We start from the raw sequence: 12,420 nt of genomic DNA on the forward strand, positions 1-12,420 counted from the left end.
GCGATCCGGCGACAGGTTCAGCTCTAGTTGTCATACAACCTGACAAATTGGCAAGAGCTTCTGTGACCGACAGGAGGGGAAACGGGCCAGTTGCAGCCCACTCACAAATCAAACGGGGTCTCAGCCCGCGTTATCTTCGTTTGTCCGACCACCGGCCGTCGCGCAATCTTTGCCATAATTCAACGCAGGAATGGAGCGCAGCGGCATGGTCAAGACATATGGGTTCATCGGCCTTGGGCATCTCGGGCGCTTTTTGGCGGGCAGCCTGCTGCGCGAAGGCTTCGGGCTTGTCGTCACGGATCTCAACAAGGAAAACGCCGCCGATCTGATCGCCGCCGGTGCGATCTGGGCCGGGGATGCGCAGGCGGTGGCCGAGCAGGTGGAGGCTGTCATCACCTGCCTGCCCTCGCCCTCCGTCAGCGAGCGGGTCCTGACCGGCGAGCGTGGCATTCTGGCAGGCTTGAAGCCGGGCGGATGCTGGATCGAGATGAGCACACTGGACGAGCAGGAAATCATCCGCCTTGGCGCCATGGCCGCCGCGCAGGGCATCCGGGTCATGGAAGCGCCGGTCACCGGTGGCGTGCATCTGGCGGCCTCCGGCGAGATCTCGGTCATCACCGGTGGCGACCAGGATCTGTACGAACTGCACCTGCCCGCCTTTCAGGCCATGGGCAACCAGATCTTCCGCGCCGGGCCACTGGGCAAGGCCGCCATCATCAAGGTGATTACCAATATGCTGGCCTTCATCCATCTGGTGGCCTGCGGCGAGGCGCTGATGCTGGCCAAGAAGGGTGGCATCGACCTCACCGATGCCTTCAACATCATCAAGGCCTCGTCCGGCAACAGTTTCGTGCACGAGACCGAAGGCCAGGTGATCCTCAACGGCAGCTACAACATCAATTTCACCATGGATCTCGCCTGCAAGGATTTGGGTTTCGCCATGGGGTTTGCGCGCGATTTCGGCGTGCCGCTCGACCTGGCCTCGCAGACAGAGCAGACCTTCATCCGCGCCCGTGCGGCCTATGGCGGCGATGCCTGGTCGTCGCAGGTGGTCAAGCTGCTGGAAGATGCGGTCGGCACGGACCTGAGGGCACCCGGTTTTCCCGCAGAACTGTGAGATTTGACGCTTGGCGCTTTTCCCGGGGCGCAAGATGTGGTCTGCATCGCATCGAACCGGGCCGAAGCCATGACCGAGACCAATGCCGCATCCACGTATCGCCTGCCGCCGCTTGCCTGGCTTCGCGCCTTCGAGGCGACGGCCAGACATTCCAGTTTTACCAAGGCGGCAGCAGAGCTTAATCTCACACAGGCGGCCGTCAGCCATCAGGTGCGCAGCCTTGAGCGGCATCTGGGCTTTCTTCTGTTCGAGCGGCTGCCGCGCAGTTTGAAACTCACCGAGATCGGCGCTGCCTATCTGCCGCCGGTGCGACGTTCGTTCGAGGATCTGGCCTCGGCAACGGACGGGTTGTTCGGCCCCGTGGGCAACAGGACCCTCACGCTGAGGGCACCGACATCCTTTGTGGCACTGTGGCTTGCGCCGCGCCTGAAACGCTTCACCGAGCGCTTCCCCGATATCTCCATCCGGGTCGCCTCGGTGGTCTGGGCGCAGACCCATTACGAGGAGCCGGTCGACGTCGATCTGCGCTATGGCGACGGCAACTGGCCGGGATATGCCGTCGAATGCTTGATGACGTCGGACGCCATTGCAGTCTGTCGTGCCGATGCGCTGGAACAGGGCGAAGACGACGACAGGCTGGTGCGCCTGACGGCGCGCCGTCCGCTCATCCATGTGACCGGTTATGAGGATATGTGGCAGAGACTGGCCGGATCTCTCGGTATAGCGCTGCCGCGCCTGTCCGGTGTCAATGTCGACACCACGATGGCGGCCCTGGAGCTTGCGACCGCAGGCGTTGGCCCGGCTATCGTGCAGCAGGATTTTGCCGCTCCCTATCTGGAGCGCGGCCAGCTGGTGAAGGCACTCGACAGCACGCTGCCGCTCAAGGAGGCGCATTATCTGGTGACGCCCGAAGGGCGGCAGCGCACGACGGCGGAAGCGACTGTTTTCATCGCCTGGCTGCGGACGGAAGTTGCCGGGCCGCATTGACTGGCGGAACTACGCCTTTTCCGATGCGGGCGTAGCGCCGTTCGACAGCCGGTTGCGCAGTTCGGGTATGGCGAAATCCATGAAGCGGCGCAGCTTCATCGGCAAGGCGCCCTGCCCCTGATGCAGCAGGGTGACCGGGAGACCCGGCGGCTCGAAATCCTCGAGCACAATCTGAAGACGGCGATCTGCCACCGCATCGGCAACCTGATAGGACAGGACGCGTGTCAAGCCGGTCCCAGCCGCCGCGGCATCGATCGCCGCTTCGGCCGTGTTCACACACAGTCTTGCATTGACCTCCACCATCTGACCGTTTCCACCTTGGCCATTGCGAAATATCCACGGGCTGCGCGCAGCCGCCATGTCGAAGGTAACGCACGGCAGGTGCGCAAGGTCAGGCGGCGTCTGCGGCATGCCCGTTTGAGCGATAAATGCGGGGCTGGCGCAAACCACATGACGCACCTCCCCGACACGCGTCGCGACCATCGAGCTGTCCGGCAAGGTGCCGATGCGGAGCGCCAGATCGATCTGATCCTCCATGAGCTGCGCATTGCGATCGGAGAGCAAAAGCCGGATATCGATTTCGGGATAAAGATCGAGAAAAGCCGTGACGACGGGCAGCATATGGAGACGGCCAAAGACAATCGGTGCCGTGATGACCAGCTCGCCCTTTGGTTCACTCTGTTCGCCGGATGCCTTGCGCTCTGCCTCGCCGACCTCGCCCAGAATACGAATGCAGGCGGCATAGTAACCGGCACCGGCATCCGTCAAAGACAGGCTTCGGGTGGTGCGGGCAACGAGGCGTGTGCCCAGATGCTCTTCCAATTCCCCGAGCTTCCGGCTCACGGTGGGCAACGGCATGTTGAGCCGCTTTCCCGCTGCGGTCAGACTGCCCGTTTCCACCGCAGCAACCAGTACGGACATGGCTTCCAGTCGATCCATTACTCTCTCATTTTTCGAGATTAATATTATCAGATATACGTGATTATCCCGAAAATCGAAAGCCGGTAGTATCTCGCTATCGCAACCCGATGCGCGAAAGGGCGATGATTATGACCTATGGATTTCTCGATATTGCCGTCACGCCCAGCGTGCGTGCCGCACAGGCTGAGAATAACGCGGCCCAGCTCTGGGAAAATTTCGGCGGCGATCGCGCGTTCGATCGTTTCGGTCCCAACGAGACCGCATTCATCCAACAGCGCGACAGCTTTTACATGGCCAGCGTCTCGGAGACAGGCTGGCCCTATGTCCAGCACCGGGGCGGCCCGACGGGCTTTCTCAAGGTCCTTGACGACAGGAGACTGGGTTTTGCCGACTACCGCGGCAACAGGCAGTATATCAGCCTTGGCAATATCGCCGCCGATGACCGCGTGGCGCTGATCCTCGTCGATTACGGCATGCGGGCGCGGATGAAGATCTTTGCCCGTGCACAGGCATTGTCGCTCGACGACGACCCGGACTTTACCGCGCAAGTGGTCGATCCAGGCTATAAGGGGCGGCCGGAGCGGCTGTTCAAATTGACACTGGAAGCATTCGACTGGAACTGCCCGCAGCATATCGCACCGCGCCTGACGGCAGAGGAATTCACGGCAGCGGCGACGCAGTTGCGCGAGCGGATCGCAGAGCTTGAAGCGGAAAATGCGGCGCTCAGGGCAGAACTTGCAGGACGGCGCTGACCCGACTGCGTCGCCACCGGCTGCACCAACCTGCTGCCAGAAACGACATCGCGCCGCCGTGAGGGTTACTCACAAGCGGCGCGATATGGATATTCGAAAGGGCCTACATGGACCGGCAGACGGACTTGCCCGCTCAGCTTGCCATTGCGTAGCGCTGGGTCTGGCCGCTTGCGCTGACTGTCTTGAAGCGCTGGACCATGATGGCGAGGTTTTCCGTTTCCTGCGACAGGCTCTGGGCAGCGGCTGTCGTCTGCTCCACCATGGCGGCATTCTGCTGGGTGACCTTGTCCATCTGGTCGGCGGCGGAAGACACCTCGCGCAGGCTGTTGGCCTGATCGCGTGCGCTGATGGCGATTTCGGACACGGTGCTGCTCATGGCGGCAACCTGGGCCACGATTTCTTCCAGCGACGTGCCTGAGTCGCTGACCAGCTGGACGCCGGTATCGACCTGGGCCGACGATGTGGAAATCAGTGCCTTGATCTCCTTGGCAGCGTTGGCAGAACGCTGGGCCAGTTCGCGCACTTCCTGGGCGACAACCGCAAAACCCTTGCCGGCTTCGCCTGCGCGGGCCGCCTCGACGCCTGCATTGAGCGCCAGAAGATTGGTCTGGAAGGCAATCTCGTCGATCACGCCGATGATATTGCCGATCTTTGCCGAAGAACCCTGGATTTCCGTCATGGCGGAAATGGCACTGGCGACGATGCTTCCGCCCTTTGCCGCATTGTCGCGCGCTGTCTGCGCGGTTGCCTGGGCGCGACCGGCACCTTCGGCGGTATCGTTGACGCCGCGGGTGACATCGCCAAGGGAGGCAACGGTTTCTTCCAGCGAGGCCGCCTGCTGTTCGGTGCGGCGTGCGAGATCGTTCGATGCCGAGGAGATTTCGCTCAGGCCCGAGCGAATGGTCGATACGGAATGCACCACGCCATTGATGGCCTCCTGAAGCGATGTCACAGAGGCATTGAAGTTGCTGCGGATCGGCTCGAATTCCGGCGCAACGCTCTCGTTCATGCGCACGGTCAGATCGCCGCTGGCAAGCGCATCAAAGCCGGTCTGAACGGCCATCACGAATTTGCGCAGATCTTCGGCCTTGGCGTTATCGATGCCGGCCTGCCGTTCGCGTTCGCTGGCGACACGCTGTTGCAAGGCTTCCTGCTCCGCCTTGGCTGTCTCGCCAGTGGCCAGATCGTGGCGGAACGCTTCGAGAGCCGTTGCCAGCGTGCCAAGTTCGTCGTTGCGGTCGGCATTGGCGATTGGCTGGGAATAATTGCCCTGGCTCATCTTGTTGACGCCACCAAGGATCGCCGACAGCGGCCGACCGATGATCGAGCGCGAGGCAAGCTGGATCACGCAAAGTGCGACAAGCAGAATGATCAGGCCGCCGATGACGGTGTTGGTCACCTGCGCCCAGACCGGGGCGGTGAAGACTGCACCGGGAACGTCGATGACGGCTGCCCAGGTGGTGTTCATGCCCGGTGCGGTGAACGGATAAACGAGACGAACCACACCATTGGGCATATCGTCGATGACCTGGATCTTGCCGTCAGCCAGTGCCTGCTTCACCCGATCGGCGCCCTTGTCGGCATAATCCGTCATCAGCAGGTTCTTGTCAGGATTGGCCAGCCAGTTGCCGTTATTGGCGAGAAGCATGACATGGCCGCCCTCGAAGGGCTGCATGGCGCCAAGCTTGCTGGTCAGATCGTCAAGTTTGATGTCGACCCCGGCAAGACCGACAATTTCCCCATCGACGCGGATTGGCACACTCACAGATGTGACGAGCTTCTTCAGGTTGGTCAGATAGGGCGAGGTGATGGTGGCTTTGCCGGTCTTCAGCGGCAGGGCATAATATTCGTCTTCCGGATTGATCGTCCAGGTCGAGAACTCGACATTGCCGTTATCATCCTTGGTCCAGTAGGGCGTGAATATGCCTTCCGGGTTCAGGCCTTCGGTGCCTGTCAGTTGCTTTGCACCCGGCTGACCGATCAACTCGCACATCCATGCGCCGTAGACGCTTGGATACTGTGGACCGATTGTCTTGATCATGGCTACGACATCGGCGCGGCTACGCGAGCCCTCGGCAATGAAGCCGGAAAGGCTGCCAGCAAGCGTTGCACCTGCCGATGTTGCCTGGGCGATATCGACGGCCACTTCCTGGGCCGCAGACGATGCTTTTTCTTCCGCAAGCGCCATGACGGAAGCCTTGGTCTGCTCTTTGGCACTCCAGGCGTTGAACGTGGTAAAACCAATCAGAATGGCACCAATCGCAGCACCGGTGACCAGCACCAGCTTTGCCGAAACAGTCCGGAATGAAGTGTTCATGCGAATCCCTAATGTGGAAGGTAATTAAGCAGTTCGCCATTTTATAAGTTTGTTTTGTTTAATGATCGGTGAAACGGATATGAAGCTTGTGTGTCAGCGATCGCCGCTATCGGGATCGGGGCTTTTGCTTCGCCTGCCGGATCTCTATAGATCACGCCAACAGACACAAAACTCACGAAGGAGTTCACCATGGATCTCGGTCTTTCCGGCAAGCGCGCGCTCGTGCTTGCCTCCTCGCGCGGCCTTGGCGCCGGTATTGCCAAGGCTCTGGCCGATGAAGGTGCGCATGTGTTGATGTGCGGTCGCTCGACCGACAAGCTGAAGGCCAATGCCGACGCCATCAATGCGGGCGGCAAGGGCAAGGCCGATTTCGTCGAAGCAGACATCTCCGATGCCGGTTTCGTCGAGCAGATCGCCCATGCCGTTCACGACAAGCTCGGCGGCATCGACATCCTGGTCAACAATACCGGCGGACCGACGCCGGGCACTGCCGAAGACATGGATGCCGAAAAGCTCTACAATTTCTTCCAGTCGATGGTGGTGCGGGTGATCACGCTCACCAATACGCTGCTGCCGCTCATGAAGACCCAGGGCTATGGCCGCATCCTGACGGTCGCCTCGTCCGGCGTGTTAGAACCGATCCCGAATCTTGCACTCTCCAACACGCTGCGCGGCGCACTGGTCGGCTGGAACAAGACGCTGTCTTCGGAAATCGCTTCTTATGGCGTGACGTCCAACATGATCCTGCCCGGTCGCATTCACACAGACCGTATCGACGAGCTGGACGGCGCCAATGCCAAGCGATCCGGCAAGTCCCTGGACGAGATCCGCACCGCTTCCATCAAATCCATTCCGGCAGGCCGCCTCGGCAAGGTCGAGGAATTTGCCGCGGTTGCAACCTTCCTGTGCTCGGAACCTGCGGCCTATGTGACAGGCACCATGGTGCGCGTCGACGGCGGCGCATCGAAGTCGAACTGACTTTTTGGGCTGCAGGGCGTTCCTCACCCTGCCCTGCGGCCCTCAAGCCCCGCAAATGTGACAATCGCCTATCGTGCCGCCTCGACAGGCGTGGCATCCCCCCGGGCCGCCAGATGCGAAAGAGCCAGTGCGCCGATGCCGGCGATGACAAAACCGGCTGCAAGATTCGTGGCGGTGCCGTCATAGGCGTAACCGAGTGCGACGGCAAAGAGCGTGGCAACGAGGCTTGAGCCCGAGGCAATCAGCGATGCACCGAGCCCCGCAACCTGGCCGAGCGAGCGCATGGTCATGGCGTTGAGATTGCCAAACAGGATGCCGATGGCAAAGAAGGCGAGAAAGCCGAAGATCATCAGCACGGTGAGCGGCAGGTGCCTATCCCGGAACAGGCAGGCGACCAGCATCCCAAGGCCGACCGTTGCCAAAGCCATCAATGCCGTGCGCACCATGCCATCCATGCCGAAACGCTCGACCAGTCTTGAATTGAGATAGGATGCCAGGCCGATCGACGTGGCGAGAATGGCAAAATAGAGCGGGAAGGTTTCCTGGATGCCATAGGCGTCGAAGAACAGATCGGCCGCCGTGCTCAGATAGAGAAGCTGCGCTCCGAAGATGAGACCGGTGGCAAGGATCAAAAAGGCGACACGACGCTTCGACAGGATGCGCAGGGCGTTCCTAAACAGCAGCTTCGGCCGGAATCCTATGCGTTTGTGTGCGGGAAGCGTTTCCGGCTGACGCAGGACAAGCCAGATCCCCAGCAGCAGTGCCACCCCAAGATAGATGGCAAAGACCGCCCGCCAGCCGGCAAGCGCGATCACACCCTGCGCCAGAGCAGGTGCGAGCATCGGCACCAGGATGAACAGCGAGAACATGAGCGACATGACGCGGGCCATGGCATCGCCTTCGAACTGATCGCGGATCATGGCACGCGTCGCGATCTTCGGCCCGGACACACCGACGCCCTGCAGAAACCGCCCCAGAATCACCATGTCCAGCGACCCCGCCAGCATGGCGACGATCGTTCCGGCGGCATAAATGCAAAGGCCGAGCACAAGCGCCTTCTTCCGCCCCACCGCATCGGACAAGGGCCCCAGAAGCAGTTCCCCGAAGGCCATGCCGAAGATGAAGAGCGAGATGACGTACTGGGTGGAAAGCGGCGGCGCGACGCCGAGTTCATCGCCGATCTGACGCAAGCCGGGCAACAGCGCGTCGATACTGAGCGAGGTGAGCGAGGTCAAAAGTGCGTAAAGAGCAATGCGCTCGCGAAACTGGATGGGAGATGTCATGGATCTTGCGCAATAAAAGAGGACTATGCTTCCGCTTTATCAGCTTTACGGCTGAGATCGAGAGACATCTGGCCAATGCACAAAGCTTTGGAGCGGCGCAGCGGGCTGCGGTCATGGGGCATGAAGGCTGCGGCGGGATGTCGCATTTTCCGCTGGCCTTGCAAAAGGGCCGCGATATACTCGCTCAAACAGCTCACGGAGGAGTGGCATGGGACAGATCAAACTTGGCCTCACGGTCATCAGCGCTATTGTTTTCATCGTCGGGCTTTTGTGGGTGGGCCATGGAACGGGCGCGATCCATCTGCCCGGCACGGGCTTCATCTCCAGCGACAGTGTGTGGATCATCAATGGCGCGCTGGTCGCAACCTTCGGACTGATCGTGCTTGTGGCAACACGCCGGCTGATGCGCGACGCGGGCACCAGACCGCATTGATGGTTTGAGGCTTCCCGACACCAAAGACGGCCTTCGATTTCGACAGCCTTGCATAAATGCCGGATCACTCCTCTTTGCTCCCAGGAGACTGCTTATGAAAGTCGCTCGCATCGCGCTCACGGTCATCGGCGCCCTTGCCATCCTGATGGGCCTTTTGTGGATGGCACAGGGATCGGGTATTTTCCCCTATCCGGCGGCGAGCTTCATGATCGACCAGACACCCTGGATCATCAATGGCGCCGTGCTCGCCTTCGTCGGCGCGGTGCTGCTTTTGATGGGGCGGCGTTTGCGGCGCTAAAGCGCCGTTACGGCATCAACCCGGCAAAATCGGCAATCAGGCTATCGCGAGTGGTCAAACTGATGGGGTCAGCATGCGGTACCGTGTCGATAAAGAGACGCGCGAAGGCAATTTCTTGCCCGTCTTTTTGCGCCCAACCGACAAACCAGCCCAGCGGTCGCGCCCGGTCGATCTTGCCGGCGGTGTTTCTCAGCCAACCGCTGCCGGTCTTGCCTTGGATCTCCCAGCCATTGCCGGCCTTAAAAACGGGCATGATGGCGCGGGTATTCTCAACCGCTTCTGCTGACACCGGCAATTCCCCCTTCAGCAGGCGCCTGACGAAGTCGACCTGTTGGTCCGGCGATATCTTCAGCGAGGCCATAAGCCATGCCCCCGTCAAACCATCCAGTTTGCCCGGGCCGCTGGAGACATCCCGATTGCCATAATCAAGTCGCCGGACATAGCTCTCAAACGCTGCCTTGCCCAGTCGGCGCGTGACTTCCTGCGAGTACCAGACGATGGAATCGCGCTCCCATATGGTCGGATCGGTTGCCTTGCGTTCACGCTTGGGCCGGTCGAAGCTTGCCTGATAGGACCACAGCGGGGTTTTGGCATCGACCAGAATACCGGCATCGTAGCCCATCACCGCCAGCGGCAGTTTGAACGTCGACATAGGATAGACCGGCCGATCGCAGGTCCCCTCTCGAAGACGTGTTACGCCACTGTCGACGTCCATGAGGATGGTGCAGCGGATGGGGTCGTCGGCGAAAGCCTGACGGCCCGAGGGAGCGAGAGATAACGCTGCCAGAATGATGTTCAGCGCAATTGCTTTTGCAGCCATGTTCGAAATCCCCAGTTTGACCGTAGCACACTGCCCTGACGGACAAGGTAGGCTCTGCCGATAGGCATTCAATCGGGCATAAAAATGAACGCGGCCATGAGGCTGCACCGACCACACCCTTGCAAGACATGCACAGGCATGCGATCTAGCCGCCCTGTCAGGGGTGCGCATCCACGTGCCCCGTTTTCGCGTCCGGGCACATCCGGTTTCGGCATTCAACAATCAGATATTCTGGGAGCGACGGCGATGGCCAAGGCGCTGGGGCTAGATTTCGGCACGACGAACACTGTTCTGGCAATGGCAGACAGTGCATCGACCACACATTCGGTCACGTTTCAATCGCCAGCCGGCACATCCGACACCATGCGCACGGCGCTCGGTTTCATGAAGGATCGCCAGCTTGGCGGACGGGCGCTGAAGGTGGAGGCCGGACAGGCGGCCATCCGTCAGTTCATCGACAATCCCGGCGAATGCCGCTTCCTGCAGTCGATCAAGACCTTTGCCGCATCGCCGCTGTTTCAGGGCACACTGGTGCATGCGCGCCGCTTCCAGATGGAAGACCTGATGGAGGTATTTTTAAAGCGACTCGAGGCTTATGCCGGTGACGGATGGCCGGCTGGCAGCGGTCGGATCGTCGCAGGCCGACCCGTCCATTTTGCCGGCGCAAGCCCCGATCCTCAGCTTGCGCTCACGCGCTACAACGAAGCCCTGACGCGCCTTGGTTTCGGTGAAATCCACTATGTCTACGAGCCGGTGGCGGCAGCCTTCTACTTCGCCCAGAAGCTGACCCATGACGCCACCGTGCTGGTGGCCGATTTCGGCGGCGGCACCACCGACTACTCGCTTATCCGTTTCGAGCGCAAGGCAGGCACGCTATCGGCCCGCCCGATCGGCCATTCCGGTGTCGGCATTGCCGGCGACCAGTTCGATGCGCGCATCGTGGATCACGTGGTCGCGCCGGAGATCGGCAAGGGCAGCCAGTTCAAGAGCTTCGGCAAGGTGCTGGATATTCCCAGCAATTATTATCTGAGCTTTTCCCGCTGGAACCAGTTGTCGGTGTTCAAGAGTTCACGCGAGTTTGCCGACCTGCAATCGCTGGTGCGTCAAAGCCTGGAGCCGGAGAAGCTGGAACTCTTCATTGACCTGATTGAAAACGACGAGGGTTATCCGCTCTATCAGGCGGTGTCGGCCGCCAAGATCGCGCTGTCGCACGAGGATGAAGCCGAGTTCAACTTTGCTCCGCTTGGAAAGGCCGGCCAGAAAGCAATCAAGCGGTCGGATTTCGAAACCTGGATTGCCGATGATCTGGCGCAGATCGAAGGCGCGCTGGACGATGTTTTGACGTCGACCAACACAAAGCCTGATGCGATCGACAAGGTGTTTCTGACCGGCGGCACATCCTTCGTGCCCGCTGTGCGGCGCCTCTTCACCGAACGTTTTGGCACTGAGCGTATCGAGACCGGCAACGAACTGGTCTCCATTGCCCACGGCCTGGCGCTGATCGGCGAGGAAGAGGATATTTCGCGCTGGACGGCATAACGGTGAAGTAAAGATCCAGCACCCTTCCCCACGCTCGCCCCATCGGCTAAGATCGCCTCCATGAACCTTGCCCAGGACCTGAATCCGGCCGAACTGGCCGCGCTTTTGCATTTCTATGCCGATGCGGGAGTAGATTGGCTTGTGGAAGACGAGCCCGTCGACCAGATGGCGGCTTTCGCCGAGCAGAAGCAGGCCCGGCAGTTGTCGTCGGGGACGGGACAAGGCGCTGCGCCGGCGCAAGGCGACGGTGAGCGCCGCACACTGTCAGCGCGCTCCGTGCGCGATGCAGCGCCGGCCAAGGCGCCTGCCGCCCTCACCATGCCGGACGAACATGCCGTGACCGAAGCCCGGTTCGTGGCCGAAAGCGCGCGCTCGCTCGAAGAGTTGAAGACAACAATCGAGGGCTTTACCGGCTGCAACCTGAAGACCAGCGCCCGTTCGACCATTTTCTGCACGGGTGAAGGCGCCAGCGGCGTGATGGTGATCGGCGGGGCTCCCGGCGGCGATGACGACCGCGATGGCCAGCCCTTTGCCGGTCGCGCCGGCCTGTTGCTCGACCGCATGCTCGCCTCGATCGGCCTTTCCCGTGACACCGTCATGCTGAGCACGGTTCTACCCTGGCGTCCACCCGGCGATCGGCCACCCTCCGTACAGGAAGCCGCCATCTGCAGACCTTTCATCGACCGGCAGATCGAGTTGGCCGAACCGAAGACCATCCTGCTGTTGGGTAATGTCGCCGCCCGCCTGTTCTTCGGCGGTACTGACACCATTCACGCGTTGCGGGGCCAGTGGCGCGACATTGCCTGCGGAAATCACACAGTTTCGGCTCTGGCGTGCCTTCATCCGACAGACCTCATTGCCGCACCGGCTGGCAAAGCCTTGGCCTGGCAAGACCTGATGGTCTTTCGCCAGCGCATAAATGCAAGTCAATAGCCCTAAATTTAGGCAAATATGACGCGAGTATGTCGCAAGACA

Annotated in this window: 12 protein-coding genes; 8 read left to right on the forward strand and 4 right to left on the reverse strand. The window is 60.8% G+C overall.

The annotated features are described in order from the left end of the window. Nucleotides 1–205 precede the first annotated feature (205 nt). On the forward strand, nt 206–1,117 hold the full coding sequence (locus ACWPM9_RS14570; protein ID WP_428185325.1) for an NAD(P)-dependent oxidoreductase: 912 nt from the start codon (nt 206–208) through the stop codon (nt 1,115–1,117). Nucleotides 1,118–1,186: 69 nt separating this feature from the next. Next, a complete protein-coding gene (locus ACWPM9_RS14575) occupies nt 1,187–2,104 on the forward strand; it encodes a LysR substrate-binding domain-containing protein (RefSeq protein WP_484755581.1) in 918 nt (305 codons plus the stop codon). Between the two features lie 9 nt (nt 2,105–2,113). Here ACWPM9_RS14575 and ACWPM9_RS14580 read toward each other — a convergent pair whose 3' ends face one another. Further along, nucleotides 2,114–3,043 carry a LysR family transcriptional regulator gene (locus tag ACWPM9_RS14580; RefSeq protein WP_484755582.1) on the reverse strand — a complete coding sequence of 310 codons (930 nt, stop codon included), beginning with the start codon at nt 3,041–3,043 and terminating at the stop codon, nt 2,114–2,116. A 110-nt stretch (nt 3,044–3,153) separates the two neighbouring features. Here ACWPM9_RS14580 and ACWPM9_RS14585 point away from each other — a divergent pair, with 110 nt between their 5' ends. After that, nucleotides 3,154–3,777, forward strand: a complete 624-nt coding sequence (locus tag ACWPM9_RS14585; protein WP_484755583.1) for a pyridoxamine 5'-phosphate oxidase family protein — start codon at nt 3,154–3,156, stop codon at nt 3,775–3,777. Nucleotides 3,778–3,910: 133 nt separating this feature from the next. Here ACWPM9_RS14585 and ACWPM9_RS14590 read toward each other — a convergent pair whose 3' ends face one another. After that, nucleotides 3,911–6,094, reverse strand: a complete 2,184-nt coding sequence (locus ACWPM9_RS14590) for a methyl-accepting chemotaxis protein (protein WP_484755584.1) — start codon at nt 6,092–6,094, stop codon at nt 3,911–3,913. Nucleotides 6,095–6,283: 189 nt separating this feature from the next. Here ACWPM9_RS14590 and ACWPM9_RS14595 point away from each other — a divergent pair, with 189 nt between their 5' ends. Then, nucleotides 6,284–7,072, forward strand: a complete 789-nt coding sequence (locus tag ACWPM9_RS14595; protein WP_484755585.1) for an SDR family oxidoreductase — start codon at nt 6,284–6,286, stop codon at nt 7,070–7,072. A 68-nt stretch (nt 7,073–7,140) separates the two neighbouring features. On the opposite strand, the gene ACWPM9_RS14600 is transcribed toward ACWPM9_RS14595, so the two are convergent. Further along, nucleotides 7,141–8,355 carry a multidrug effflux MFS transporter gene (locus ACWPM9_RS14600; protein ID WP_484755586.1) on the reverse strand — a complete coding sequence of 405 codons (1,215 nt, stop codon included), beginning with the start codon at nt 8,353–8,355 and terminating at the stop codon, nt 7,141–7,143. 208 nt (nt 8,356–8,563) lie between these two features. Here ACWPM9_RS14600 and ACWPM9_RS14605 point away from each other — a divergent pair, with 208 nt between their 5' ends. Further along, the gene (locus ACWPM9_RS14605) at nt 8,564–8,788 is read left to right on the forward strand and encodes a hypothetical protein (RefSeq protein ID WP_484755587.1); all 225 of its coding nucleotides are present in this window, start codon (nt 8,564–8,566) and stop codon (nt 8,786–8,788) included. Between the two features lie 94 nt (nt 8,789–8,882). Next, nucleotides 8,883–9,086, forward strand: a complete 204-nt coding sequence (locus tag ACWPM9_RS14610; protein WP_428185333.1) for a hypothetical protein — start codon at nt 8,883–8,885, stop codon at nt 9,084–9,086. 7 nt (nt 9,087–9,093) lie between these two features. On the opposite strand, the gene blaOXA is transcribed toward ACWPM9_RS14610, so the two are convergent. Then, nucleotides 9,094–9,906 (reverse strand): class D beta-lactamase, encoded by an 813-nt coding sequence (gene blaOXA / locus ACWPM9_RS14615; protein ID WP_484755588.1) that lies wholly within the window; start codon nt 9,904–9,906, stop codon nt 9,094–9,096. A gap of 246 nt (nt 9,907–10,152) precedes the next feature. Here blaOXA and ACWPM9_RS14620 point away from each other — a divergent pair, with 246 nt between their 5' ends. Beyond that, on the forward strand, nt 10,153–11,445 hold the full coding sequence (locus ACWPM9_RS14620) for an Hsp70 family protein (protein WP_484755589.1): 1,293 nt from the start codon (nt 10,153–10,155) through the stop codon (nt 11,443–11,445). 60 nt (nt 11,446–11,505) lie between these two features. Further along, complete coding sequence (locus ACWPM9_RS14625; protein ID WP_484755590.1) at nt 11,506–12,378, forward strand: uracil-DNA glycosylase; 873 nt, start codon at nt 11,506–11,508, stop codon at nt 12,376–12,378. Nucleotides 12,379–12,420: the final 42 nt, after the last annotated feature.

It is taken from the genome of Agrobacterium sp. H141, assembly GCF_057158725.1.

What these genes read in the sequence shown, in the direction of transcription:
- ACWPM9_RS14570 (WP_428185325.1), top strand. Translation starts at nt 206, where the DNA reads ATGGTCAAGACATATGGGTTCATCGGCCTTGGGCATCTCGGGCGCTTT.
- ACWPM9_RS14575 (WP_484755581.1), top strand. Translation starts at nt 1,187, where the DNA reads ATGACCGAGACCAATGCCGCATCCACGTATCGCCTGCCGCCGCTTGCC.
- ACWPM9_RS14580 (WP_484755582.1), bottom strand. Translation starts at nt 3,043, where the DNA reads ATGGATCGACTGGAAGCCATGTCCGTACTGGTTGCTGCGGTGGAAACG.
- ACWPM9_RS14585 (WP_484755583.1), top strand. Translation starts at nt 3,154, where the DNA reads ATGACCTATGGATTTCTCGATATTGCCGTCACGCCCAGCGTGCGTGCC.
- ACWPM9_RS14590 (WP_484755584.1), bottom strand. Translation starts at nt 6,094, where the DNA reads ATGAACACTTCATTCCGGACTGTTTCGGCAAAGCTGGTGCTGGTCACC.
- ACWPM9_RS14595 (WP_484755585.1), top strand. Translation starts at nt 6,284, where the DNA reads ATGGATCTCGGTCTTTCCGGCAAGCGCGCGCTCGTGCTTGCCTCCTCG.
- ACWPM9_RS14600 (WP_484755586.1), bottom strand. Translation starts at nt 8,355, where the DNA reads ATGACATCTCCCATCCAGTTTCGCGAGCGCATTGCTCTTTACGCACTT.
- ACWPM9_RS14605 (WP_484755587.1), top strand. Translation starts at nt 8,564, where the DNA reads ATGGGACAGATCAAACTTGGCCTCACGGTCATCAGCGCTATTGTTTTC.
- ACWPM9_RS14610 (WP_428185333.1), top strand. Translation starts at nt 8,883, where the DNA reads ATGAAAGTCGCTCGCATCGCGCTCACGGTCATCGGCGCCCTTGCCATC.
- blaOXA (WP_484755588.1), bottom strand. Translation starts at nt 9,906, where the DNA reads ATGGCTGCAAAAGCAATTGCGCTGAACATCATTCTGGCAGCGTTATCT.
- ACWPM9_RS14620 (WP_484755589.1), top strand. Translation starts at nt 10,153, where the DNA reads ATGGCCAAGGCGCTGGGGCTAGATTTCGGCACGACGAACACTGTTCTG.
- ACWPM9_RS14625 (WP_484755590.1), top strand. Translation starts at nt 11,506, where the DNA reads ATGAACCTTGCCCAGGACCTGAATCCGGCCGAACTGGCCGCGCTTTTG.